At 72.4% G+C, this 24,687-nt stretch carries 24 protein-coding genes; 15 read left to right on the forward strand and 9 right to left on the reverse strand.

The genetic code is table 11. From position 1 onward, the window contains the following. Nucleotides 1-125 precede the first annotated feature (125 nt). Nucleotides 126-1,250, forward strand: a complete 1,125-nt coding sequence (locus ACZ7GJ_RS14185) for a DUF5937 family protein (protein WP_470751643.1) — start codon at nucleotides 126-128, stop codon at nucleotides 1,248-1,250. A gap of 185 nt (nucleotides 1,251-1,435) precedes the next feature. Continuing rightward, a complete protein-coding gene (locus tag ACZ7GJ_RS14190) occupies nucleotides 1,436-2,992 on the forward strand; it encodes a M28 family metallopeptidase (protein ID WP_470751644.1) in 1,557 nt (518 codons plus the stop codon). Nucleotides 2,993-3,078: 86 nt separating this feature from the next. Here ACZ7GJ_RS14190 and ACZ7GJ_RS14195 read toward each other — a convergent pair whose 3' ends face one another. Beyond that, complete coding sequence (locus ACZ7GJ_RS14195; RefSeq protein WP_470751646.1) at nucleotides 3,079-4,083, reverse strand: SAM-dependent methyltransferase; 1,005 nt, start codon at nucleotides 4,081-4,083, stop codon at nucleotides 3,079-3,081. Nucleotides 4,084-4,189: 106 nt separating this feature from the next. Between ACZ7GJ_RS14195 and ACZ7GJ_RS14200 the strand changes: the two genes are divergently transcribed. Then, nucleotides 4,190-5,389, forward strand: a complete 1,200-nt coding sequence (locus ACZ7GJ_RS14200; protein WP_470751648.1) for a sensor histidine kinase — start codon at nucleotides 4,190-4,192, stop codon at nucleotides 5,387-5,389. 22 nt (nucleotides 5,390-5,411) lie between these two features. Then, nucleotides 5,412-6,089, forward strand: a complete 678-nt coding sequence (locus ACZ7GJ_RS14205) for a response regulator transcription factor (protein ID WP_365923995.1) — start codon at nucleotides 5,412-5,414, stop codon at nucleotides 6,087-6,089. A 22-nt stretch (nucleotides 6,090-6,111) separates the two neighbouring features. Here the strand turns inward: ACZ7GJ_RS14205 and ACZ7GJ_RS14210 are convergent, their stop codons facing one another. Together ACZ7GJ_RS14210 and ACZ7GJ_RS14215 are read right to left on the reverse strand one after the other, a co-directional pair. Then, nucleotides 6,112-7,428: a PH domain-containing protein gene (locus ACZ7GJ_RS14210; RefSeq protein WP_470751650.1), complete on the reverse strand. Its 1,317-nt coding sequence runs from the start codon at nucleotides 7,426-7,428 to the stop codon at nucleotides 6,112-6,114. Continuing rightward, entirely contained in the window at nucleotides 7,425-7,916 is a 492-nt protein-coding gene (locus tag ACZ7GJ_RS14215; protein WP_470751651.1) for a PH domain-containing protein, read from the reverse strand. Before ACZ7GJ_RS14215 ends, ACZ7GJ_RS14210 begins: the two co-directional genes overlap by 4 nt. A 31-nt stretch (nucleotides 7,917-7,947) precedes the next feature. Here ACZ7GJ_RS14215 and ACZ7GJ_RS14220 point away from each other — a divergent pair, with 31 nt between their 5' ends. From ACZ7GJ_RS14220 to ACZ7GJ_RS14240, 5 genes are all read left to right on the forward strand, one after another. Next, a complete protein-coding gene (locus tag ACZ7GJ_RS14220; protein ID WP_470751652.1) occupies nucleotides 7,948-9,090 on the forward strand; it encodes an NADH-quinone oxidoreductase subunit D in 1,143 nt (380 codons plus the stop codon). Nucleotides 9,091-9,131: 41 nt separating this feature from the next. Next, the gene (locus ACZ7GJ_RS14225; protein WP_470751653.1) at nucleotides 9,132-10,007 is read left to right on the forward strand and encodes an arylamine N-acetyltransferase family protein; all 876 of its coding nucleotides are present in this window, start codon (nucleotides 9,132-9,134) and stop codon (nucleotides 10,005-10,007) included. 274 nt (nucleotides 10,008-10,281) lie between these two features. Next, nucleotides 10,282-10,497: a hypothetical protein gene (locus ACZ7GJ_RS14230; RefSeq protein WP_393817736.1), complete on the forward strand. Its 216-nt coding sequence runs from the start codon at nucleotides 10,282-10,284 to the stop codon at nucleotides 10,495-10,497. Nucleotides 10,498-10,563: 66 nt separating this feature from the next. Continuing rightward, nucleotides 10,564-10,896 (forward strand): hypothetical protein, encoded by a 333-nt coding sequence (locus ACZ7GJ_RS14235; protein WP_470751654.1) that lies wholly within the window; start codon nucleotides 10,564-10,566, stop codon nucleotides 10,894-10,896. Nucleotides 10,897-10,978: 82 nt separating this feature from the next. Next, on the forward strand, nucleotides 10,979-12,277 hold the full coding sequence (locus ACZ7GJ_RS14240) for an alpha/beta hydrolase family protein (protein WP_470751655.1): 1,299 nt from the start codon (nucleotides 10,979-10,981) through the stop codon (nucleotides 12,275-12,277). Nucleotides 12,278-12,403: 126 nt separating this feature from the next. Here ACZ7GJ_RS14240 and ACZ7GJ_RS14245 read toward each other — a convergent pair whose 3' ends face one another. The 4 genes from ACZ7GJ_RS14245 to ACZ7GJ_RS14260 form a co-directional block, all read right to left on the reverse strand. After that, on the reverse strand, nucleotides 12,404-13,426 hold the full coding sequence (locus ACZ7GJ_RS14245; RefSeq protein WP_470751656.1) for a hypothetical protein: 1,023 nt from the start codon (nucleotides 13,424-13,426) through the stop codon (nucleotides 12,404-12,406). 98 nt (nucleotides 13,427-13,524) lie between these two features. After that, entirely contained in the window at nucleotides 13,525-14,511 is a 987-nt protein-coding gene (locus tag ACZ7GJ_RS14250) for an ABC transporter substrate-binding protein (protein ID WP_470751658.1), read from the reverse strand. 44 nt (nucleotides 14,512-14,555) lie between these two features. Next, nucleotides 14,556-15,221 carry an ABC transporter permease gene (locus ACZ7GJ_RS14255; RefSeq protein WP_470751659.1) on the reverse strand — a complete coding sequence of 222 codons (666 nt, stop codon included), beginning with the start codon at nucleotides 15,219-15,221 and terminating at the stop codon, nucleotides 14,556-14,558. A gap of 3 nt (nucleotides 15,222-15,224) precedes the next feature. Further along, entirely contained in the window at nucleotides 15,225-15,914 is a 690-nt protein-coding gene (locus ACZ7GJ_RS14260) for an ABC transporter permease (RefSeq protein WP_470751661.1), read from the reverse strand. 161 nt (nucleotides 15,915-16,075) lie between these two features. On the opposite strand from ACZ7GJ_RS14260, the gene ACZ7GJ_RS14265 reads away from it, so the two are divergent. Next, nucleotides 16,076-17,038 carry an ABC transporter ATP-binding protein gene (locus ACZ7GJ_RS14265; protein ID WP_470751662.1) on the forward strand — a complete coding sequence of 321 codons (963 nt, stop codon included), beginning with the start codon at nucleotides 16,076-16,078 and terminating at the stop codon, nucleotides 17,036-17,038. A gap of 18 nt (nucleotides 17,039-17,056) precedes the next feature. On the opposite strand, the gene ACZ7GJ_RS14270 is transcribed toward ACZ7GJ_RS14265, so the two are convergent. After that, complete coding sequence (locus ACZ7GJ_RS14270) at nucleotides 17,057-18,166, reverse strand: alpha/beta hydrolase (protein ID WP_470751663.1); 1,110 nt, start codon at nucleotides 18,164-18,166, stop codon at nucleotides 17,057-17,059. A gap of 153 nt (nucleotides 18,167-18,319) precedes the next feature. On the opposite strand from ACZ7GJ_RS14270, the gene ACZ7GJ_RS14275 reads away from it, so the two are divergent. The 5 genes from ACZ7GJ_RS14275 to folK all read left to right on the forward strand — a co-directional run bounded on the left by ACZ7GJ_RS14275 (nucleotide 18,320) and on the right by folK (nucleotide 22,766). Continuing rightward, nucleotides 18,320-20,170 carry a phosphatidylglycerol lysyltransferase domain-containing protein gene (locus ACZ7GJ_RS14275; protein WP_470751665.1) on the forward strand — a complete coding sequence of 617 codons (1,851 nt, stop codon included), beginning with the start codon at nucleotides 18,320-18,322 and terminating at the stop codon, nucleotides 20,168-20,170. A gap of 115 nt (nucleotides 20,171-20,285) precedes the next feature. Continuing rightward, nucleotides 20,286-21,158 (forward strand): dihydropteroate synthase, encoded by an 873-nt coding sequence (gene folP, locus ACZ7GJ_RS14280; RefSeq protein WP_470751666.1) that lies wholly within the window; start codon nucleotides 20,286-20,288, stop codon nucleotides 21,156-21,158. A 67-nt stretch (nucleotides 21,159-21,225) separates the two neighbouring features. Beyond that, a complete protein-coding gene (locus ACZ7GJ_RS14285; protein ID WP_470751667.1) occupies nucleotides 21,226-21,669 on the forward strand; it encodes a nuclear transport factor 2 family protein in 444 nt (147 codons plus the stop codon). 132 nt (nucleotides 21,670-21,801) lie between these two features. Beyond that, complete coding sequence (gene folB, locus ACZ7GJ_RS14290; RefSeq protein ID WP_365924026.1) at nucleotides 21,802-22,161, forward strand: dihydroneopterin aldolase; 360 nt, start codon at nucleotides 21,802-21,804, stop codon at nucleotides 22,159-22,161. After that, the gene (folK, locus tag ACZ7GJ_RS14295) at nucleotides 22,158-22,766 is read left to right on the forward strand and encodes a 2-amino-4-hydroxy-6-hydroxymethyldihydropteridine diphosphokinase (protein WP_470751668.1); all 609 of its coding nucleotides are present in this window, start codon (nucleotides 22,158-22,160) and stop codon (nucleotides 22,764-22,766) included. The genes folB and folK overlap by 4 nt, the downstream gene beginning before the upstream one ends. A gap of 3 nt (nucleotides 22,767-22,769) precedes the next feature. On the opposite strand, the gene ACZ7GJ_RS14300 is transcribed toward folK, so the two are convergent. Then, the gene (locus tag ACZ7GJ_RS14300; protein ID WP_470751669.1) at nucleotides 22,770-24,461 is read right to left on the reverse strand and encodes a zinc ribbon domain-containing protein; all 1,692 of its coding nucleotides are present in this window, start codon (nucleotides 24,459-24,461) and stop codon (nucleotides 22,770-22,772) included. Between the last annotated feature and the right edge of the window lie 226 nt (nucleotides 24,462-24,687).

Genomic DNA, 24,687 nt, shown 5'->3' on the forward strand with positions numbered 1-24,687 from the left:
TATCCACCCTGAACCCGATCGGCGCAGGTCGCGCCACGATTGACGGTCCCCGTCAATCGTCGCGCGTTGCGCCGTCCGGCCGGGTCGGCGCCGCCGCCGGTGGCGGGGCGCGACAGAATGGGGCGATGAGCGTCACCATCGACATCGCCGGGCTCCCCGACGAGCGGATCGCCTTCGCGCCCTCCCCGCTCGCGGAGCTCTGCATGGCCCTGCACGCGCTCTCCCAGCCCGCGCACCACCCCGGGCTCTCCTCCTGGACCACCGCGACCGCCGCCGGGCTCGACCCCTGCCTCGCGGACCGGCTGCTGGAGGGCGACTTCATGTGGCGGGGCTCCTTCGCCGACATCTTCATGCCCTTCGCCGGGATCCCCGGCGGCACCGGCCTGCCCGCCCCGACCCTGGCCGAGGAGCTCGACGTACTCGACCGGCTGGACGACGAGCGGTTCGTGATGGCGGCGCTGGAGCACTGCTGGCTCGCGCTGTACAACGAGGGCGGCGGACCCTCCCCGCTGCGGGACCCGCGCGCCCGCGCCAAGGCGCTGGAGACGGCCGCTGCCCGCGGCCCCCGGCAACTGGAGTTCTCCGCCCGGCTGCTGGACGACACCGCCGCCGTACGGGTGTGGCTGCGGCGGCTCCTGGAGGACTGCGACGAGGCGTTCTTCGCCGAGACCTGGAAGCGCATCGAGCCCCGGCAGAGCGCCGACGCCCGTCACAAGACCGAGGTGCTGCGCCGCAAGGGGCTGGGGACCGCGCTCAAGGAGGTCTCGGCCGCGCTGAGCGTCGACGAGGCGCACACCACCATCACCGTGGACAAGATGGTCACCGGGAACGCGACCGCCACCGATCCCCGAATAGGCGACGGCCTGGTCTTCGTACCGACCAACTTCGGCTGGCCCCACCTGCTGGTGCTGCACGCACCCGGCTGGCGCCCGGTGGTCCACTATCCGCTCGACTCCCCCGAACTGGCCCCCGCGCCGGGCTCGGTGGAGCTGCTCCAGCGGCGGATGGAGGCCCTGGCCCACCCGATGCGGATGATGCTGTGCCGGAGCCTGGCCCGGGCCCCGTACACGACCAGCGAGCTGGCGACCGTGTACGGGATCACCGCGCCGGAGGTCTCCCGCCACCTGGCGGTACTGAAGAAGGCCGGGCTGCTTCACACGCGGCGTCAGGGTCGTTATGCCCAGCACCAGTTGGATCTGTCCGCGGTTGCCCGGATCGGGTCGGATTTCATCGAGGGCATCCTCCGCTAGCGCGCGGATGCCGGGCATTGGCCGGTTTTCGACGGCGCAGATGCTCCGATATACGGAATTCGTAAACCGAAATCAGAGAAAACTCTGGCCAGAGCGGCCACTTGGTGTCTAACGTGCGTCCACCGCTCCCCCCGCGTATCACGCACCGCTCACGCATGTCCGTGCACTTTCGTGGAAGGACCTTCATGCCCTCACGTCGTATAGCCGCAGCAACTGCCGCTCTCGCTGCCGCGGCCCTCGTCTCCCCGCTGCTGCTCGCCGGTCCGGCCGGAGCCACCGGCTCCCCGCAGAGCGATGCCGCCAAGGGTGACGCCCTGGCCAAGAAGCTGGTCAAGGAGGCGACCGGCAAGGGCGCCAACAACCACCTGAAGGTCTTGCAGTCGATCGCCGACTACAACGACGGCAACCGCGTGGCCGGCTCCAAGGGCCACCAGCAGTCCGCCCAGTACGTCGAGGCCGTGATGCGCGCGGCCGGCTACAAGGTCACGAAGAACGAGTTCGAGTTCGTGTACGTCGAGACCATCGCCGAGACGCTCAAGGTCAACGGCTCCGCCGGCCGCGACGTCCCGATCAAGCTGATGACGTACACCGCGAGCGGTCCGGCGGACGGCGTGACGGCGCAGATCGCCGTCGCCCCCGTCGACGCGGACGGTACGAACGGCTGCGAGCCCGGCGACTTCGCCTCGGGCACCTTCACCGGCAAGATCGCCCTGGTCAAGCGCGGTGGCTGCACCTTCGCGGCGAAGCAGGCCAACGCGGCGGCCGCCGGCGCGGTCGGCGCGGTCATATACAACAACACCGACGGCGCCCTCAACGGCACCCTCGGCGACCCGGCGGCGGGCAAGGTCCCGACGGGCGGCATCACCCAGCAGGAGGGCGAGAAGCTCGCCGCGGACGCCGCGGCCGGCCCGGTCGAGGTCACCCTCGACATCCGCGAACTGCGCGAGAGCCGCAAGACGTACAACGTCATCGCGGAGACCCGCGGCGGCGACGAGAACAACACCGTCTTCCTCGGTGCGCACCTCGACTCGGTCGCCGAGGGCCCCGGCATCAACGACAACGGCTCGGGCTCGGCCGGCATCCTCCAGGTCGCGCAGCGCCTCGCGAGCAGCCAGTCGAAGATCAAGAACAAGGTCAAGTTCGCCTGGTGGTCGGCCGAGGAGTTCGGCCTGCTCGGCTCCGAGGCGTACGTCGCCGGGCTGACGGACGAGCAGAAGAAGCAGATCAAGCTCTACCTGAACTTCGACATGATCGCCTCGCCGAACGCCGCGTACTTCGTGTACGACGGCGACGACTCGGACGCCACGGGCGCGGGCCCCGGCCCTGCGGGCTCCGCGCAGATCGAGCGGGGCATCACCGACTTCCTCGACTCGAAGGGCCTGCCCCACGAGGGCACGGACTTCTCCGGCCGCTCGGACTACGGCCCGTTCATCGAGGTGGGCATCCCCTCCGGCGGCACCTTCACGGGCGCCGAGGGCATCATGACGGAGGCCCAGGCCGCGAAGTTCGGCGGCACGGCGGGCGTCGCCTACGACGTGAACTACCACGGCAAGGGCGACGACATCACCAACATCGACCAGAAGGCGCTCGACATCAACGTCGACGTCATCGCGGACGCGGTCGGCCACTACGCGTACGACCTGGCCCCGCTGTCGAAGCCGGTCGTCCCGCAGCCGACCACCCCGGGCACAGGCAGCGGCGGCGGCCTGCACGAGGGTCACGGCAACGAGGTGTCGCAGTAACAGCCCACAGGCACACGGGCACACAGCTCAAAGGCGGGGCCGGTTCCTTCGGGAGCCGGCCCCGCCGGCGTTCCCCGCCCGGGTCCCTAGACCCCGCCGCCGCCCGGCCACGGTCCGACGCCCACCGGCTGCACCAGCCAGCCGAAGTCCCCGAGCCCGCCCCGGGCCGTCAGCTCGGCCGCCTCGCCCGCGGCGGCGAGAGCGCGGACGTACGCCGCCGGATCCGTCGACGCCAGGGCCAGCGGCGGCCGCGCCCCCGAGACGCCGAGCGCGCCGAGCGCCTCGCGCTGGGTGAGCAGGGCCGCGCCCTCCCCCGCGCAGGCGTCCAGCGCCACATGGGCGGTCACGTCGCAGCTGCCGTCCGGCACCGGCGGGACCTCCCGCCCCGCGCGAAAGCCCGTCAGGGTGCCGTACGGGGGCCGGGCCTCCCGCACGTGGGCGTAGTCCACCGCCACCGCCAGGCCCCGCTCGACGGTGGCGACGGCCGCCGCCCAGGCCTCGTCGCGCGCCCGGCCGATCTCGGCGCGGCCCGGGCCCGGCCACCACCGCTCCAGCCAGGCCAGGTCGGCGGCGTCCAGCGGCCCGCCCGCGCTCTCGGAGCCGTCGGGCGCGACCAGGACGTAGCGCCCGTCCTCGGCGATCTCCAGCGGTACGTTGTCCAGCCACTCGTTGGCGAAGAGGAGCCCCCGCGTCCGTTCGGGCGGTACGGACACCCAGCGGATCCGCCCGTCCAGCCCCTCGGGCCGCGCCGCGCGCTCCACCCCGTACGGCCGCACCCGCGCGGCCACCTCCGCCGGCAGCGCGGCCAGCACCCCGGCCAGCAGCTCACCGCGACCGGCCCCGACGTCGACCAGGTCCAGCCCCTCCGGGCGGCCGAGCTCGGCGTCCACCCACAGCAGGAGGCGGGCCACCGCCCCCGCGTACAGCGACGAGGCGTGCACGGAGGTCCGGAAGTGCCCGGCCGGCCCCGCCCCGTCAGGGCGGACGTAGAAGCCGTCCGGCCCGTACAGGGCGCTCTCCATCGCCGGCAGCCACCGGACCGGGGGGCCCGCAGGAAGCGGCGGACTCACGCGTTCACCCTGAGTGCTCATCCCTCAAAGGCTAAGCTCACGTCCACCTTGGGGAGTACTCCCCCTCGGCATGGATCGCACCTCTGGTTGACTCCAGCACCTATCTCCGTTCCCTACTCTGGGTTACGTGCAACGCCTCTACGACTTCCTCCGCAGACACCCGACGGGCGTCGACAGCTTCTGGGCTGTCCTCCTGTTCGGGATCTCGATGCTGAACGTCGTGTCGGAGAGCTACAGCGCCCGCCAGAAGCTGGCCGCCGTCCCCGTGGTGATCGCGCTGAGCACGGCCGTGGCCCTGCGCCGCAAGTGGACCGGGCCGATGTTCTGGCTCACCCTCGCGACGGGCGTCTACCAACTGGCCCTGGGCATCGTCATGGGGTTCTTCGACGTCGCCCTGTTCGTGATCCTGTTCACCGTCGCCGCGAGCGACGTCCCGCGCTGGGTCTCGCGCACCGCGCTGGGCTGGGGGGTGGCAGCCGCCCCGCTGTACTTCCTGCGCTTCGGCGTGGACAAGGGCAGCAGCGACGCCGACAGCATCCTGTTCACCCTCTTCATGGTCATCCCCTTCGTCCTCGCCTGGGTGATGGGCGACTCCCTGCGCACCCGCCGGGCCTACTACGCCCAGCTCATCGAGCGCAACCAGCGCCTGGAGAAGGAGCGCGAGGCCCAGTCCAAGGTGGCCGTCGCCGCCGAGCGCGCCCGGATCGCCCGCGAACTGCACGACGTCGTCGCGCACAACGTCTCGGTCATGGTGGTCCAGGCGGACGGCGCCGCGTACGTGATGGACGTAGCCCCGGAACAGGCCAAGGAGGCCCTGCAGACCATCTCCGGCACCGGGCGCCAGGCCCTGGCCGAGATGCGCCGCCTGCTGGGCGTCCTGCGCACCGGCGAGCCGCAGGAGTCCGAGGACTACGTGCCGCAGCCGGACGTCGAGCAGATCGAGGTCCTGGTCGAGCAGGTACGGGCGGCCGGCCTCACCGTGGACTTCGAGGTCGAGGGCGCCCCGCGCAGGCTGCCCAGCGGCGTCGAACTGACGGCGTACCGGATCGTGCAGGAGGCGCTGACCAACACCCGCAAGCACGGTGGCCCCGACGCCAGGGCGAGCGTCCGGCTGGTCTACTTCGACGACGGGCTCGGCCTGCTCGTCGAGGACGACGGCCGCGGCTCCCCGCACGAGATGTACGAGGACGGCGGCGCGGACGGCGCCGGACACGGCCTGATCGGCATGCGGGAGCGCATCGGTATGGTCGGAGGAACCCTGGACGCGGGCCCGCGCCCGGGCGGCGGCTTCCGGATCAGCGCCCTGCTCCCGCTCAAGAAGACGTAGAAGACTTCAGAAGAGGTAATGGATGTCCATCAGAGTGATGCTGGTCGACGATCAGGTCCTGCTGCGCACCGGCTTCCGCATGGTGCTCGCCGCACAGCCGGACATGGACGTCGTCGCCGAGGCCGGGGACGGCCTGGAGGCGCTGGAGGTGCTGCGGGCCACCAAGGTGGACGTGGTGCTGATGGACGTACGCATGCCCAGGCTCGACGGGGTCGAGGCCACGCGCCGGATCTGCGAGCCGGACGAACACCCCAAGGTGATCATCCTGACCACCTTCGACCTCGACGAGTACGCCTTCTCCGGCCTGAAGGCGGGCGCCAGCGGCTTCATGCTCAAGGACGTGCCGCCGGCCGAGCTGCTCGCCGCCATCCGCTCCGTGCACAGCGGCGACGCGGTGGTGGCCCCCTCCACGACCCGGCGTCTGCTGGACCGCTTCGCCCCGATGCTGCCGACCACCACGCAGGAGCCGCAGAACAAGGAGGTCGAGCGGCTGACGGAGCGCGAGCGCGAGGTCATGCTGCTGGTCGCCCAGGGCCTGTCGAACGGCGAGATCGCGGCCCGGCTCGTGCTGTCGGAGGCCACCGTGAAGACCCACGTGGGCCGCATCCTGACCAAGCTCGACCTGCGCGACCGGGTCCAGGTCGTGGTCCTCGCCTACGAGACGGGCCTGGTCCGCGCGGGCGGCAACCCCGGCGCGTAGAGCGCTGGCGCCGCACTGGGTCCTAGGTCATCCAGCGGTCCGGGCGGGCCGCCGCCCGGGAGGTACGGGAGCGGGCCGCCTGGGCGTGCAGGAGCTCGGCGGCCTCGGCCGAGGAGCGCAGCCGGGCCGTGACCGTGGCGTTGGCGCCGGTGTCCACGTGCAGGTCGGCCAGGCCCCGGGCGCGCTCCCAGGGGCCCTGCGTGAGGCGCACGCTCTGCACCTTGGCGTGCGGGACGATCTCCGTACGCCGGCACAGGCGCCCGCGGCGGGCCGCGAACACCTCCGGGGACACGGCCAGCCCGTACCCCTTCCACCACACCGGGACCACCCACCGCGACCCCGCCCGCGGCGCCGGGCTGAAGTCCAGCCCGGCGAGGTCCACGCCCGGCAGCACGCGGGCGACGACCGCGTACGCCGCTTCCCGGGCGGCCACCGGGACCAGTACGTCGTTCTTCGAGCCGGCCACCGCCAGCTCCACCCGGACCCACCCGCGCCGCCGCCACAGCAGCGGCTCCACGATCCGTACGGTCTGCACGCGCCCGGGCGGCACCGTCTCGTGGGCCCGGTCCAGCAGTCCGTGGTCCAGCCGGAGCCCGTCCGGGGACTCGGCGACCGTCCAGTCGTACTCCACGAGGAACCGGCCCGCGCTGCCCGCCCAGAGCGCGCCGAGCATCGGCAGGAGCGTGGCGAGGGCCGCCCACGGGCTGGAGCTGACCCACCACACCGCCGCCGGGGCGGTGAGCCCGCCGAGGACCGCCGCCCAGCAGCCGAGGCTGAGCAGCAGCGACACCGCGAGGTCCCGGGGGGCGACGCGCAGCAGCCCCCGCTCGGGGGCCTCGCCCACCGCGGCCGCCTCGGCCGGGGCGAAACCGGCCGCCCGGGCCAGGAGCTCGGCGCGCAGCGCGACCGCGTCGTTCTCGCTCAGGAAGGCCAGCTCGTCCTTGTCGTCGGTGCCGATCACGTCGAGCCGCAGCTTGGCGACCCCCGCGACCCGGGCCAGCATCGGCCGGGTGACGTCCACCGCCTGGATCCGGTCGAGCCGGATGTGCGCGGTGCGGCGGAAGACCAGGCCGCTGCGGATGCGCAGTTCGGTGTCGGTGACGGCGTAGTGCGTGAACCACCAGCTGAGGAACCCGTACGCGCCGAAGACGAGGACCAGCCCGGCGAGCGCCAGCGCCCGCAGGAAGGCGGAGAGGTCCACCACCCAGTGCGCCACGTTCTCGCCCTGCTGGGCGAGGACTCCGACGGTCGCGGCGATCGGCACCCATGCGCGGCGCAGCGGTGTGAGGAAGTGCAGCCGTCTCTCGACTGCGGCGTCCGCGCCTCCGGGCGGCGTCACAGGCCCGCCGACCTTGCCTCGCCGAGCTCGGTCAGCCGGTCGCGCAGCCGCTCCGCCTCGGCGGGCACCAGCCCCGGGATCCGGGCGTCCGAGGCCGCGGCCGCCGTGTGCAGCTGTACGGAGGCCAGCCCGAAGCGCCGCTCCAGCGGGCCCGAGGTCACCTCGACCAACTGCATCCGCCCGTACGGGACCACGGTCTGCTCCCGCCACAGCACGCCCCGGCTGATGAGCAGGTCGTCGGCGCGCTCGGCGTACCGCCAGGACCGCCAGTTCCGGCCGAGCAGCACCCACCCCCAGGCCAGGACGGCGAGCCAGAACGCCCCCGCGGCGGCCCACGCGGGCCCGACGGCCAGGCCCAGCAGGACGGCGGTCACCGCCGTGAGCAGGCACGTCCAGACCACCAGCAGCAGCCGCCGCAGGGTGAGCAGACCGCCGGGCAGCCCCACCCACTCGGGCCCACTCGTCTCACCCGTCGTCCCGGTTTCCATGCGCCCAGACTAGGGCTGCGACAATGCCCGCATGACGGAGACCACGGTCGGCATCGGCGGCGCGGCGGAGAGCACCGACATGGTGCTCAACATCGGACCCCAGCACCCTTCCACGCACGGCGTCCTGCGCCTGCGCCTCGTCCTGGACGGCGAGCGCATCGTCAGCGCGGAGCCGGTCGTCGGCTATATGCACCGCGGCGCCGAGAAACTCTTCGAGGCCCGCGACTACCGGCAGATCGTGATGCTCGCGAACCGCCACGACTGGCTGTCCGCGTTCTCCAACGAACTCGGCGTGGTCATGGCCGTCGAGCGGATGCTGGGCATGGAGGTGCCCGAGCGGGCCGTGTGGATGCGGACCCTGCTCGCCGAGCTGAACCGGGTGCTGAACCACCTGATGTTCCTCGGGTCGTACCCCCTCGAACTGGGTGGAATCACCCCGATCTTCCACGCGTTCCGCGAGCGCGAGGACCTCCAGGCCGTGATGGAGGAGATCTCCGGCGGCCGCATGCACTACATGTTCAACCGCGTCGGCGGCCTCAAGGAGGACCTCCCGGCGGGCTGGCTCGGCCGGGCCCGCGCCGCCATCGACGCCTGCCGCACCCGCATGGACGTCTACGACAAGCTCGTCCACGGCAACGAGATCTTCCGCGCCCGCACCCGCGGGGTCGGCGTGCTCTCCCCCGAGGCCGTGCACGCGTACGGCGTCTCCGGCCCGATCGCCCGCGCCTCCGGCGTCGACTTCGACCTGCGCCGCGACGAGCCGTACCTCGCGTACGGCGAACTCCAGGACGTCCTCAAGGTGGTCACCCGCACCGAGGGCGACTGCCTGGCCCGCTTCGAGGTCCTGCTGGACCAGACCCACAACGCCCTCGACCTGGCGGTGGCCTGCCTGGACCGGATGGCCGAGCTGCCGCCGGGGCCGATCAACCAGCGCCTGCCGAAGGTGCTGAAGGCGCCCGAGGGCGAGACGTACGCCTGGACCGAGAACCCCCTCGGGATCAACGGCTACTACCTGGTCTCCAAGGGGGAGAAGACCCCGTACCGGCTCAAGCTCCGCTCGGCCTCCTACAACAACATCCAGGCGCTGGCGGTACTGCTGCCGGGCCAGCTGGTCGCGGACATGGTGGCGATCCTGGGCTCCCTGTTCTTCGTGGTCGGGGACATCGACAAGTAATCCCGGGCAGCGGCCGCACCGGCCCGCCTACCCTGGGCGGCATGATCACCGCACCCCTCGCCGGCTATCTGCGGCGGCTCGGATTCGCCGGGCCGCCGCGCCCCACCTCCGAGGCGCTCTTCGCGCTCCAGCGGGCCCACCTCGAACGCATCCCGTACGAGAACCTCGACATCCAGCTCGGCCGGCCGGCCGGCATCGACCCCGAGCTGTCCGTGCGCCGCATCGCCGCCGGGCGCGGCGGGTACTGCCTGCACCTCAACGGCGCCTTCTCGGTGCTCCTCGGCGCCCTCGGCTACGACGTGACCCGGCACTTCGGCGCCGTGCACCTCGCGGCGGAGCGGGAGCGGCGCGACGTCACGGGCGACCATCTCGCGCTGACCGTACGGGTGGACGGGGCGGAGTACCTCGTCGACACCGGGCTCGGCGACGGGCCGCACGAGCCGCTGCCGCTGCGCGTGGGCAGGTACCGGCGGGGCGGGTTCACGTACCGGCTGGAGGAGCTGGGCGGGCCGGTGGCCGGCTGGCGGTACGCGGACGGGTCGGAGTCCGGCATGGTGATGAACTTCCACGCGGGGCCCGCGGTCATGGGCGAGTTCGAGGCCGAGCACCTGCGGATGTCCACCGACCCCGAATCCGGGTTCGTACGGACCCTCGCGCTGCTGCGGCGCGACGCGAGCGGCATCGACGCGCTGCGGGGGCGGGTGCTGAGCCGGATCGACCCGGTGGCGGGGACCACCGAGCGGGAGTTGGAGACCCCGGCGGAGTTCTTCCGCGTCATCGAGGAGGTCTTCGGGCGCCGGCTCGACGACCTGACCCCCGCCGACCGGACGGCGCTGTGGGCCCGGGTGGAGCTGGCCCACGAGACGTGGCTGGCGGGCAAGAAGGCCGGCAAGGCGGCGAGCAAGGCCGGCAGCTAGTGCCGTGGCCGGAAAGGTTTGCCGGGGCGCGGTGTCCGGTGCGGTGCATCGCAAGGCGGAGGGCCGCGGGCCGTACTGGACGTACTTCCGTGGTCCGACAACGCGGCGAGGTGCCGTGCCGGGCGCCGCGACCCGGTGGACCTTGCCGGTCACGGCACCAGGGGGTGTCTGACGGGTGTCCGTGGGGGAAGGAGCGGCGTCCGGTGCGGCGAGAGCGCGTGCCGGGCGTCGCGACGCCGCGGACATCCGTCAGACACCCCCTAGGTTTGGGGGCATGTCCCACTCCCCCCGACGGGCCTGCCCCGCATGCGGGCGCGACTGCGCCGTGACCGCCGGCCGGATCGCCCGCCACGACCCCCCGGCCGGACGCGGCCGCGGCGACCTGGTTTCCTGCCCCGGCTCGCGGGCCCGGGTGGTGCTCGGGGCGTCGGCGCCCGTCCTGGACGGGTTCGTGCTGTCCGAACACCCGGGCCAGCTGCCGCTGTTCTGACGGCGCACGGGCGGACTGAGTATCCGTACGGATGCCCCCGGCGGCGGCCCGGGACAGGATGGCCGCATGTCCTGGAACCCACAGCCCCGTTCCGTCGCCGCGCCGCCGCCCGCCGCCGCGGCGCGGGTACGGATGCACGCGGGGATCGGCGCCGCGCTGTTCCTGCCCGCCCTGGTCCTCGCGAAGGTCCTGGTGCTCACCACGGAGACGGGCTCGCGCTGCCTGGAGAAGGGCGGCTGCACGCCGTTCCCGGCCGCCGCCTTCGGGGTGCTGACCTGTGCGGCCGCGGTGGCGCTCGTGGCGGCGATGGCCGCGCCGCTCCGGGTGCGGGCGGGCGCGCTGGCCGCGCAACTGCTGCTGGAGGCCGTCGCGGTGGGGACAGTACTGGTCTACCCCTGAGGCCAGGAGGGGGATAGCCCCCGTCAACTACCCCTGGGCAGCCGGATGTTGACGGGAACGGGCCGACCTTACCGTTCCGGCCATGACGCATACGCAGACGACACGGCCAACGCAGCGGCGCGACCGGCGGCAGTGGCTCCGGCGCGGGGCCGCCACCGTGGCCCTCGCGGCCGTCCTCGGCGCGGCCGCCGCCCCGGCCGCGCTGGCCGCCCCGGCCGCGCCCGGAGCCGCACCCGCCTCAGCGCCCGGCGCGGCCGCTTCCGCGACCGCCCGGGGTGCGCTGATCTCCACCGCCCCGCTCGCCACCCTCGACCGCGAGCAGGTCGTCGCCGAACTCGCCGCCCTCGGCATCGACCCCGCCACCGTGCGGTACGGCATCACCGCGCACCGGCTCACCTACGCCACCGTCGACCCCCGGGGCCGCCCCACCACCGCCACCGGGCTCCTCGTCCTGCCGCGCGGCGGCCCGCACCGCCTCGACCTCGTCTCCGACACCCACGGCACGGTCGCCTCCCGCGACGCCGCCCCGTCCGGGGGCCCGGGCTACAACCGGCTCACCCCGTACCTGCACGCCTCCGCCGGGCGTGCCGTCGCCGCCCCGGACTACCTGGGCCTGGGCGGCGGGCCCGGCCGCCACCCGTACATGGACACCCGCTCCTCCGTCACCGCCTCCGTCGACATGCTGAAGGCCGCCCGGACCGCCGCCGAGCGGCTGGGCCGGCCCGTGACCCGCGACGTGTACGCCACCGGGTTCTCCCAGGGCGGCCAGGTGGCGATGGCCCTGGGGCGTGAACTCTCCCTGGGCCGCGACGGCCTGCGGCTGCGCGCGCTGGCTCCGATGGCCGGACCGTACGACCTGTCCGGCTCCGAGGTCCCCGGCATCTTCGACGGCCGGGTCGCGCCGCGCTCCGCCGTCTTCTACCTCTCGTACGTCCTCACCGCGCAGAACCGGCTGCACCCGCTCTACGGGGATCCGGCCGAGGTGTTCCGCGCACCTTACGCACAGGCTGTGGAAAACCTGTTCGACGGAAGCCACCGCGAGGAGGAGATCGTGGCCGCGCTCCCCGCGACCCCCGAGGAGCTGCTGACGCCCGAGTGGGCCGAGAACCTGCGCAACCCGCGCGGAGCCCTGCGCGCGGTACTGCGCTCCAACGACTACGCCTGCGACTGGCGGCCCGCCGCCCCCGTACGCCTCTACGCGGGCGCCGCCGACACGGACGTACCGATCGCCAACGCCCGGGCCTGCGCCGCCGACCTGGCCCGTAACGGGGTCCGGGCCCGGGTCGTCGACCAGGGCCCGGATGCCGACCACTCCACCACGGCGATCCGCTCGGCTCCCCAGGCGGTCCGCTGGTTCGACTCGCTGAGCCGGGCGGAGTAGGCGGCTAGGGGGTGGGGGGGGGGGGGGGGGGGGGGGGGGGGGGGGGGGGGGGAAGGAGAAGGCGGGGTGGGGGGGGGGTGTCTGGGTCCTCCTCCGCCCCCCCCCCCCCCCCCCCCCCCCCACCCCCTAGGAGATGGCGGTGCGGAGCTGGGCCACGTCGATCGGTTCCGTCTCGTCGTGGGCCGTCAGGTCGATGACCTGGCCCACCGCGCGGTGTTCGGCCGTGGCCGGCTTGAACTCCGGTCCGGTGGCGCCGCGGGCGGCTTCCGCCTTGTGGACCGCGAGAGCCTCGGCGCCGACCACGTCGGCGAGGTCCTCGTTCTGCACCGACTCGATCACCGCGCGGGCCTGCGCCGCGTTCTTGGTGCCGAAGAAGTCGAAGCCGCCCTCGACGCGGGACGCCGAGCGGCGCTGCGGGGAGTACGGGGCCACCGTGGCCGCGAGCCGGCGCGCGGGGACCGCGGCGGCCGGGCCGGCCGGCGCGGGCCGCGAGTGCGCCTCCAGCGCCGGGGGCACGGGAGCCGCCGCGAGGGCCGGCGTCTCGGGGGCCCCGGCGGCCGCCTCGGCCTTGCGGGCCAGCGCCATCAGGGCCGCGTGGGCGCGGGCGTAGCCGACCGGGGTGGGCGCGCCGGCCGCGGTGCGCTCCTCGGAGGCCGGCGGAAGTTCCTTGGGGGCGGCCGCCGCCGGGGCCGCCGCGGCCTCGATGGCCAGCAGCCGGCGCCGTTCCAGGGCGCTCGCGCGCTCGGTCTCGGCGGTCGCGTACCGGCGCAGCAGCGCCGCGTGCTCGCCGCGCAGACCGGCGAGTTCGACGCGCTTGGCCCGCAGCTTGGCGTCGAGCCTGGCGCGCAGGACCCGGGCCTCTTCGAGGTCGGACTCCAGCTCGGCTATGCGCTCTTCGGTCTTCCACTCGTCCTTGACCCGTTCGCGCGCCAGCTCCGCCACCCGGCGGCCGGCCGAGCGGTCCCAGGAGCGCATGACGACGGCGCCGGCCACACCGGCGGCCGCGGTCAGGGCGACGAGCAGGCGCAGCGCCATCGGTTCCGCGAGCAGCCAGGCCGCGCCGGCACTGCCGACGGATATGCCGGCAACGGTCGTCGGCGTGAGCAGCCGGTGCAGGGGTTCGGGATTGCGGTGGCGTCCACGGGGCATGGCCTGAAATTTACAGGGCGTGGACGGGGAGTGGGGTAGCCGCCCGGCAATTCGTTCCCGAGCAGTTACCCCGCAATTCTCCATCAACCCCGCAACTGCTACTTCTTCACGAGGCCCTTGGACTCCAGGTAGGCCTTCGCGACATCCGCGGGCTTCGCGCGCTCGGCGTCCACCTTGCGGTTCAGCTCGACCAGGTCGGCGGTCGTGAGCACCTTGGTGAGCTTGTCGAGCGCGGCCGCGATCTCCGGGGCCCCCGCGTCCTTGGCGTTGACCACCGGCAGGACGTTGTCGGCGTTCTGGAGCTTCTTGTCGTCCTCCAGCAGCACCAGACCGTAGCTGTCGAGGGTGGCGTCCGTGGTCGTGGTCAGCACCAGCTGGTCGGTCCCGTCCTTGACCGCCTGCTTGGCCTGCGGGGTGCCGACGCCCTTCGGGTCAATACCGGAAATGTCGATTCCGTATGCCTTCTTCAACCCCGGGGCGCAGAACGGGCGGACAGCGCATTCGTCGCCCGCCGCGATCTTCACCTTGAGACCCGACTTACCGAGGTCGGAAAGGGACTTGAGGTTGTTCTTCTGCGCGAATTCCCTGCTCACCGCGAAGGCGTTCTGGTCGACCGCCTCCCCCGCCGGGAGCACCTTCAGGCCCAGCGGGCCGGCCAGCTTCTCCAGGGCGGCGACCGTCGCCGCCGCGTCGCTCGAAGCGACCGGCTTCTCGGCGGGCGCCTTCGGGCCGTTCACCTTGGCGTTGAGGAACTCCGCGAGCGTGGCCGCGTACTCCGGGACCACGTCGATCTCCCCCTTTTCCAGGGACGGCTCGTACAGCTCACGGTTGGCGACCGTGGTGATCGAGGTGTTGTAGCCCGCGTCCTTGAGGATCTGCGCGTACAGCGCGGCGAGGACGTCCGACTCGGTGAAGCCCGCCGCACCGATCACCAGCTTGCCGCCCTTGCCGGCCTCACCGGAACCCGAGGCGGAGGCGCCGCCGTCCTTGCTCTTCTCCAGGCTGTCGCCGCCGCACGCGGCGAGCGAGACGGTCAGGGCCACCGCGCCCAGGGCCGCGCCGAGGACGCGCGTGGACTTGCTCATGGTGTTGCTCCTTCGGGCTGAGGACAAAGAGAGGTAACCGACGGTCAGCGGGCCGCCGTGCGCAGGAGGAGCCGGTCCACCGCGATCAGCGCGCCCTCCACGAGCAGGGCCAACGCCGCCACCAGCAGGGCGCCCGCGACGACCTGCGGGGTGTTGTACGTGTTGAAGCCGGCCGTGATGATCCGGCCGAGGCCGCCCTGCCCGACCATCGCCGCGATCGTGGCGGTGGCGATGACCTGCACGGCTCCCGAGCGCAGACCCGTCATCACCAGGCCGCGCGCGAGGGGCAGTTCCACCCGCAGGAACAGCTGGCCGCCCGACATGCCCATGCCCCGGGCGGCCTCCACCACGGAGCGGTCCACCTCGCGCATGCCGACGTAGGCGTTGGTCAGCAGCGGCGGTACGGCGAAGAGCACGAGCGCCGCGATGGTCGGCACGTACCCGGCGCTCCGCAGCGGCGAGACCATGAAGAGCGCCAGCACCGCGAAGACGGGGATCGCCCGGCCGATGTTGGAGACGTTGACGGCGAGGGCCCCGCCCTTGCCGAGGTGGCCGAGCCACAGGCCGAGGGGCAGCGCCACCGCGCAGGCGATGGCCAGGGCGACCCCGCTGACGTAGACGTGCTCGCCGAGCCGGTGCCAGACACCGCTCTCGCCGGACCAGTTGGCGCCGTTCGCCAGCCAGTCCCAGGCCTCGCCCATCACACCCATGGCTCAGGCCTCCCCGGTGGTCCGGACGGCCCGCGTCCACGGCGTGAGCAGCCGCTGTACGCCGAGCAGCAGCAGGTCCGCCACCAGCGCGAGCAGCACGCACAGCACCGAGGCAGTGAGCACCTGGGCCTTGAAGGAGCTGTTCACGGCCGGGGCGATGAGATTGCCGAGGCCGCCCTTGCCGACGATGGAGCCCACCGTGGTCAGCGCGACCGTGGACACGGTGGCGATGCGCACCCCGGCCAGCAGCGCGGGCAGCGCCAGCGGCAGTTCGACCTGCCACAGCAGCCGCCCGGGCCCGTAACCCATGCCGCGCGCGGCCTCCCGTACGTCCTCGGGGACGGCTTCCAGGCCGGCCAGCGCGTTGCGGACCAGGATGGTCAGCGAATAGAGCACCAGCCCGGTCACCACCAGCGCCGCGGAGAGCCCGAACACGGGCAGCAGCAGGGAGAACATGGCGAGCGAGGGGATCGTGTAGAGCAGCGTGGTGACGCCGAGCACGGGGGCCGCCCAGCGGCGGCCGCGGCGGGCCAGCAGCGCGAGCGGCAGGGACACGGCGAGTCCGATCAGCACCGACAGGCCCGTGATCCAGATGTGTTCGAGGGTGGCGTCGGTCAGCTCCTGGGAGCGGGAGGTGACGTACTCCCAGCAGAGCCAGTCGTTCGCCACCAGGCAGTTCTGCTGCCCGGCCATGCCGCTCACCCCCTGCCCTCGAACGTACGTCTTCCCGAATGCACAGCCACGAGTGACCATAACCCCCGCCGCCCACAATGGCCGGAACCGTTCGCAGGCGCGCAACACTCCTCTTACAAACCCTTCGCCGGCCCGGGCACGCGGTAGGGAAGGATGGTGATGTGATCCGATTCGAGCAAGTGACCAAGCGCTACCCCGACGGGACCACGGCCGTCGCGGACCTGTCCTTCGAGGTCGCGGAGGGCGAGCTGGTCACGCTGGTGGGCCCGTCCGGCTGCGGCAAGACCACGACGATGAAGATGGTCAACCGGCTGATCGAGCCGACCTCCGGCCGGATCCTGCTGGCCGGCGAGGACATCGCGGCCGCCGATCCGGTCGAACTGCGGCGCCGCATCGGCTACGTCATCCAGCAGGTCGGTCTGTTCCCGCACAAGACGGTGCTGGAGAACACGGCGACCGTGCCGCAGCTGCTCGGCACGCCGAAGGCCAAGGCCCGCGCGCGGGCGGCCGAACTGCTCGAACTGGTGGGGCTGGACCCGGCGGTGCACGGCGGCCGCTATCCCGAGCAGCTCTCCGGCGGGCAGCGCCAGCGCGTCGGCGTCGCCCGCGCACTCGCGGCGGATCCGCCGGTGCTGCTGATGGACGAGCCGTTCGGGGCGGTGGACCCGGTGGTGCGCGAACGCCTGCAGAACGAGTTCCTGACGCTCCAGCGGACGGTGCGCAAAACGATCCTGCTGGTCACGCACGACCTGGAGGAGGCGATCCGGATGGGCGACCGCATCGCGGTCTACGGAGCGGGCACCATCGAGCAGTTCGCGAGCCCGGCCGCGGTGCTCGGCTCGCCGGCCACGGAGTACGTGGCCTCCTTCGTCGGCGCCGACCGGGGGCTCAAGCGGCTCGCGGTCACCCCGGTGGAGGCGACCGACCTGGCTGAGCCCCGGGGCGGGGAGCCCGCCGCGACGGTCGCGCTGGGGGCCTCGCTGCGCGAGGCCCTCGCGGTGCTCCTGCAGGAGGACTCCGGCCGGATCGGGGTCACGGATCCGGAGTCCGGCGCGCTGGTCGGCGTACTCACCCCGGAAGGGGTGCACCGGGCGCTGCGCCGGGCCCAGCTGCAGGAGGCGTGAGGAGGGGCGCTGCCGGGCTCAGGCCTGGATTCGCCCGCTCATCCACACCAGCATCGGCGGGATCTCGCGGCGCCACGTGTTGAAGTTGTGGCCGCCGCTGTCGAGGATGATCGACGAGACCCGGTCGGGGCTCTTGACCTTCTTGATGAACTTCTTGGTGTCGGCGAGGTTCGGCTCGCCCTTCTCGCTGCTGGTGACGAGGAAGGACGTACCGCTCGGGGTCTTGTTCTCGATGCTGTAGAGGATGTCCGCGCGCTTCTTCAGCTTGTCGTCGCCGTGGAACAGGTCACCGGTCGTCGGGTCGTCCGCAGCGTCGTAGTACGCGGACAGACCAGCGGCGGCGCCGAAGGTCTGCGGGTAGTGCGCGGCGATCTTCAGGGCGCAGTAACCGCCCGTGGAGTTGCCGATGAAGCCCAGGTTCTGCGGCTTCTTGCCGACCCGGAAGGTGTCGGTGATGGCCTGCGGCAGGTCCACGCCGAAGAAGGTCTCGGTCTGCGGGCCGTCAGGTATGTCCACGCACTCGGTGTCGCGCGGCGGCGCGATGGTCGGGCGCAGCATGACCAGGATCATCGGCTTCATCTTGCCGGCCTTGGACAGGCTGAAGGCCTTCATCGGGTAGTCGAGCCCTTTGATCAGGTTCTCGGCGGTGCCCGGGTAGCCGGTCAGCACGATGGAGGCGGGAAAGTTCTGGTCCTTGTGCTGGGGCTGGAAGTACTCCGGCGGCAGCCACACGTAGCCCGGGCTCGTTATCTTCGACTTCTGGCCGGTTATGGCGACCTTCAGGATCTGACCGCCGACCTGGGGCTTGCCGCCGCCGGGCACGTCCAGCTTCTGCTTGTCGACGACCTTGATGTCCTTGCTGCTCATCGAGTGGTCGACGACCTTGCCGATGGCCGTCTCCTGGCCCAACAGGTCGGCCCAGGACCCGTAGAAGAGGAACGACTTGTTCGCCGCGAGCCCCACCGCCGAGAACAACGCCAGCTGAGTGGCCAGCAGGAGGCCGATCCGGCCGATCAGCGCGCGCCAGGTGCGGCCCGAGAGCCGCGGCCAGAACCAGACCGTGGCTGCGAACAGCAGCACACCGGCGACAATGGCCAGCGCCAGAACCGTATTACTGGTGAGACCCATGAGCAGTCAGTCGACTTTCTATGGCAGGACTAGTTTTTTTCTCGACGGAAGAGTGAACCCGCTCCTCCTCGATGTCGTCCTAGTGGACGCACCACACTCCGGAGGCTGTCGCGGCCTTCGGCCACATGATCTCTCGCGGAGCAACGGGAAGCGATGTCTAGCAGGATAGATGGCGATAAGTCCGGACAGGTTCCGAAGCGGGTCAGCCGAATCCTCCAAGGCCCACGACCGGAGTCCGTCCCGGGCCTGGTAGGTACGGCCGTGATGATCGTCGGCCTGTTGGACATCGCGGCGGGCGTCTTCCCGCGATTCCGGCACAGCCGGATCCACGCGGTCACCGAGGTGCTGCCCGGCTCCCTGGGGCCGTTCGCCGCAGCCCTCTCCATCAGCGCGGGCGTACTCCTGCTGCTGCTCGCCCACGGGCTCAAGCGCCACAAGCGCCGCGCCTGGCGGGCCGCCGTGGTCCTGCTGCCCGCCGGAGCCGTGGCCCAGTTTACGTACCGTCACTCGATCATCGGTGTAGTCATCGCGGCCGTGCTCCTCACGCTGCTCGTACGCCACCAGGGTGAATTCCGGGCCCTGCCCGACCCGCGCAGCCGCTGGAAGGCACTCGCCAACTTCGTGCTGATGAGCGCCGGCTCGATCGGCCTCGGCCTGGTCATCGTCAACTCGCACCCCGGCCGGGTCGTCGGCAATCCGGGTATCTCCGAGCAGATCAGCCACGTGGTCTACGGGCTCTTCGGCTTCGAGGGACCCGTCGACTACGCCGGGCGGGTGTCCTGGACCGTCGGCTACTCCCTCGGCGCCCTCGGCATGCTCACCGCGCTGACGACCATCTACCTGGCCTTCCGCCCCGAACACCCCGCGGCCCGGCTCACCTCCGACGACGAGACCAAGCTGCGCGAGCTCCTCGCCAAGCACGGCGGCCGCGACTCCCTCGGCCACTTCGCGCTCCGCCGCGACAAGGCCGTCGTCTTCTCCCCCAGCGGCAAGGCCGCCGTCACCTACCGCGTCGTCTCCGGCGTGATGCTCGCCTCCGGCGACCCCATCGGCGACGTCGAGGCCTGGCCCGGCGCCATCGAGCGGTTCATGGAAGAGGCCAAGGCCCACTCCTGGACCCCGGCCGTCGTCGGATGCAGCGAGACCGGCGGCGAGGTCTGGACCCGCGAGACCGGCCTGGACGCCCTGGAGCTCGGCGACGAGGCGATCGTCGACGTCAAAGACTTCTCCCTCGCCGGCCGCCCCATGCGCAACGTCCGCCAGATGGTCAAGCGCATCGAACGCAACGGCTACACCACCAAGGTCCGCCGCGTCAGCGAGCTGACCGCGACCGAGCTGGAGCAGGTCCGCGGCGCCGCCGAGGCCTGGCGCGGCACCGACACCGAGCGCGGCTTCTCGATGGCACTGGGCCGGGTCGGCGACGACGGCGACGGCGACTGCTTCATCGCCACCGCGCACCGCGTGGAGGAGGGCGACACCTCCCCGTACGGCGACCTCAAGGCCGTCCTGCACTTCGTCCCCTGGGGCAGCGACGGCATGTCGCTGGAGCTGATGCGCCGCGACCGCGCCGCCGACCCCGGCATGAACGAGCTGCTGATCGTGGCCTCCCTCCAGGAAGCCCCGTCCCTGGGCATCGAGAAGGTCTCCCTGAACTTCGCGATGTTCCGCGCCGCCCTCGCCCGCGGCGAGAAGATCGGCGCCGGCCCGGTGCTGCGGATGTGGCGCGGGCTGCTGGTCTTCCTCTCGCGCTGGTTCCAGATCGAGTCGCTGTACAAGTTCAACGAGAAGTTCCGCCCCCGCTGGGAGCCGCGCTTCATGGTCTACCGCCAGACCCGCGACCTGCCCCGCATCGGCTTCGCCGTGATGCAGGCCGAGGGCTTCGTGACCCTGGCCCTGCCCCGGCTCTTCGCCAGCCGGCGCCGTCCCAAGCCGGTCCGCACCTGCGCCCACCACCGCATGACCGCGGTACCGGTCCAGGCCGAGCGGGAGGTGCGGGCCGCGTAAGCGGTCCCCCGGCCCCCACCACCGGCCCCACCACCCCGTGCGCTCCACCCAGGGCCCCGGCAGCCGAACGGCTCCGGGGCCCTGCGTTGTCCAGGTCAGCCCTACCCTTGGACCTATGAACACGAAGCGCGGAGCTGCCGACAGGGGCCGGGTCACAGGTCTGCCGGAATGGGACCGCTGCGGGGTCATGGGCGTCGTCAACGTCACCCCCGACTCCTTCTCCGACGGCGGCCGCTGGTTCGACACCACCGCGGCCGTCAAGCGCGGCCTCGACCTCGTCGCCCAGGGCGCCGACCTCGTGGACGTCGGCGGCGAGTCCACCCGCCCCGGCGCCTCCCGCGTCGACGAGGAGGAGGAGCTGCGCCGCGTCGTACCCGTGGTGCGCGGCCTCGCCTCCGAGGGCGTCGTGGTCTCCGTGGACACCATGCGCGCCTCCGTCGCCGCCCGGGCCGTCGCCGCCGGCGCGACCCTGGTCAACGACGTCAGCGGCGGCCTCGCCGACCCCGCCATGATCCCGGCCGTCGCCGCCGCCGAAGTGCCGTTCGTGGTGATGCACTGGCGCGGCTTCAGCGACGGCATGAACAGCCTCGCCGTCTACGAGGACGTGCTCGCCGAGGTCACCGCCGAGCTGCGCGACCGCATCGACGCCGTGGTCGCCGACGGCATCGCCCCCGAGCGGCTCCTCGTGGACCCCGGCCTCGGCTTCGCCAAGAACGCCGAGCACGACCTGGCCCTCGTCGCGCACCTGCCCCGGCTGCGCGCGCTCGGCTTCCCGCTGCTCGTCGCCGCCTCGCGGAAGCGTTTCCTCGGCCGGGTCCTGGCCGGCGCCGCCGACGCCTCACCGCCGCCCGCCCGCGAGCGCGACGCCGCCACCGCCGCGGTGTCCGCCATCGCCGCCCACCAGGGCGCCTGGGCCGTACGGGTCCACGAGGTACGGGCGAGCGCGGACGCGGTTCGGGTGGCCCGCGCCGTGGAAGGGGCACTGTGATCCGCGCTGTGATCCGCACTGTGTTCCGCCGAGCACAGACACGCCGTAGCGACAGGGAAGGGGCACGGTGAGCCGTACCGACATCGAAGCGGTCGAAGAGGTCAACACGGCCTTCTACGAGGCCATGGAGCAGGGGGACTTCGACTCGATGTCGGCGCTCTGGCTCGACGACGAGATCTCCTGCGTGCACCCCGGCTGGCCGGTGCTCTCGGGCCGCGGCGAGGTGCTGCGCTCGTACGCGCTGATCATGTCCCACACCGACTACATCCAGTTCTTCCTCACCGACACCAAGGTCGCGGTCATAGCTGACACCGCACTGGTGACGTGCACGGAGAACATCCTCAGCGGCGGCCCCGCCGAGGAGGCCGGCGAGCTCGGCCCGCTGGTCGGCCAGCTGGTGGTCGCCACGAATGTGTTCCGACGCACACCGGACGGCTGGCGGCTCTGGTCCCACCACGGTTCTCCCGTACTCACGGACTCCGACGAGGACGACGAGGAGCAGCCCTCCTGACCCCTCCGGCGGGGTCCGGGGTATTTCGCAGGTAAATTCGAAGACGGACGACGCCGACCGCACTCGGCGCAGGCCCATGGCCCCGGGGAGCCCCGGGGGCCGGAAGCACCTACGAAAGCAGGAGTGATTCGCGTGGATCGTGTCGCGCTGCGCGGCCTCAAGGCTCGCGGGCACCACGGCGTCTTCCCCCGGGAGCGCGAGGAAGGCCAGACCTTCATCGTCGACCTGGTGCTGCACATCGACACCCGCCCCGCGGCGGAGGACGACGACCTGGCGAAGACCGTGCACTACGGGGTCGTCGCCGAAGAGGTCGTCGACGTGGTCCAGGGAGAGCCCGTCGACCTGATCGAGACCCTCGCCGAGCGGATCGCCCAGCAGTGCCTCAAGCACGAAGCGGTGGCGCAGGTGGAGGTGGTCGTCCACAAGCCGGACGCGCCCATCACCGTCCCCTTCGACGACGTGACCATCACGATCACCCGGAGCCGCGCATGAACAACGGACAGAACGCCCAGAGCGACCCCACCGTCCAGCCGGTACCCGCCTCCGTCGTCGAAGCCGTCGACGCGGCGGACGTCACGCTGTCCAACCCCAAGTGGGCCGTCGTCGCGCTCGGCGCGAACCTCGGCAACCGCCTGGAGACCCTCCAGGGCGCCATCGACGCCCTCGGCGACACCCCCGGCCTGCGGGTCAAGGCCGTCTCCCCCGTCTACGAGACGGAGCCCTGGGGCGTCGCCCCCGGCTCGCAGCCCTCGTACCTGAACGCGGTCGTCCGCATCAGGACCACCCTGCCGCCGTCCTCGCTCCTGGAGCGCGGCCACGCCATCGAAGAGGCCTTCGACCGCGTCCGCGAGGAGCGCTACGGCCCGCGCACGATCGACGTCGACATCGTCTCGTACGCCGACGTGGTCTCCGACGACCCCGTCCTCACCCTCCCGCACCCGCGGGCCCACCAGCGCGCCTTCGTACTGGCCCCCTGGAACGACATCGACCCCGAGGCCCGCATCCCCGGCCACGGCCCGGTCGCCGCCCTCCTGGCCGAAATCGGCCTCGCCGGCATCACGGCGCGCCCCGACCTGGAACTCCGCCTCCCGGAGTAGTCGTTAGCGTCGCTGATCAGCCCGCTGTTTCCACCGTGGAGAGGTGGCGTGGGCGTGGAGATGGAATCCCGCGCCGAGTGCTGCTCCTCTTGGCCGGTGTCGGCTGGTGGTGGGTGTGCTGATCGTCGTCGCGCCCTGGTGCCGGTGGGCTGCGCGGGGCAGTCGGATCCGGTCCGTGTGAGCGTGTCCCTCCGGACGCTTTCCTACCGGTGCTTGCGCTCCGGTGGGGGAGGGTGTCCGGCGTCGCCTGGGCGTCGGACGCGCTATTTTGCGCCGGGTGGGCCCGGTCTTGGACCGGTCCCGCCGGGTGGTGTGTTGCGCGGTGGGGGTGATGACCGCGGCCGCTTCGAGGGTGTCCACGACCGAGTGGATGGACCTGACGCCGGTGCGGTCGGTCATGGTCTTGGCCTGGTGGGCGAGGCCGCGTGATGCGATGCGCTGCCAGGCGCCGTGGTCCCGGTCTCCCTGCCAGGGGCAGGTAGGGCAGATGGCCCATTTCCAGCCCGGTGTCGTGGGCCGGTCGGGAGCCTTGCGGTGGCGCAGCGGGGTGAGGCAGCACGGGCAGTGCCGGGAGGTGTTGCGCGCCGGGACGGTGACGACGGCGATGGCCGCCTCGGCGGCCATGTGCCGCATCCAGGAGACGATCTGCCCGCGCACCTGTTGAGAGAGGCGGGTGTTGAGGGTGCGGCCCATGCCACCGGCCTCCATGGAGCGGAGGTCTTCGACGTAGATGACGCTCGCCCCGGCCGCGACAGCCTGATCCACGGCCCAGCGGGCGGCGGCCCGGGCCAACGCGTCGTTCAGGTCCGACCGGCGCGCGCGGACCCGGCCGAGCTCCTCGTCCAGAACGGCCGCCCTGCCGGCCAGCGGGTGCTCCTCGTCCGCGGCCACGAGCCGCCGGTAGCGGTCAGCCTTGGCATGCAGTTGTTCGGAGAGCCGGCGCAGCCGGTGCTGTTTGGCCAGGACTCCGGCCGCCCGGAACATGCCCCCGGCCCCCAGAACCGTGATCCGGCCGCCGCCGTGGAGGCGGACCGCACCCGCGCTGAGCAGGGTGTTCAGACCCCAGTCCACCCCGAGCGCGACCGTGTGCCCGCTACGGGCAGAACTCGCCACCGCATGCGTATAGGCGAGATCGACCCGGACCCGGCCCCGGTCCAGGCGCAGGGTCGGCAGGTGCAGCATCCCGCCCGCGGGCACCGTCGGCGGCAGCGTGATCGGGCAGGCCACCCACGTCCAGTCGCCGTACGACCGAGGATCGGGCCGGGTCGGGAGCTGCAACCGAAGCAGCACACGACCCGGCTCACCGGCCCGATCGATGGTGGCCTGCTGCCCGTCACACGCCGACAGCAACAGCGTCCGAGCCGCCCGGGGCGTGCTCTCCACCTCGAACACATCCGCCGGCAGACGCTCGTGCTCCCTGACGAACGCGGCGATCTGCCGGGTGCGGGCCGTGATGGTGCCGGACGGCAGGTGCTGCCCGCCGGGCACCGCCGCGCGGACCGCGTCCCACTCCGCAGCCGTTCGCTTCGCCGGGTCGACCGGCCACGTCGCCAGGATCCCGGCCGTCAGGTCCGCGCGCCACGCCACCGACCGCACCACGCGCCCGGCCTGCTCCTGCGCCATACGGACGATCCGGTCATTGACCCGCACACCCTCCGGCGGCGCAACCGTCCAGCCCAGACGACGCAACGCCATCCACGCATGCGACGGCAGCCTGCGACCCCCACCGTCCTGCCCCGACGCGAGCACCGCCACATCGACCGCATTCCAACGCGCAGTCAGCAACCCGGCAGCCATCCCCGCCACCAGATCGACACACCAGCCCACCCGCTCCGCCAACACCGAACGAGCCAGCACCTCACCACTCGCCTCGACCACACCCACCCGCAACACACCACGGGCACAAGCAGTCCGGGTCGTC

Source organism: Streptomyces sp. NPDC037242 (assembly GCF_055604165.1).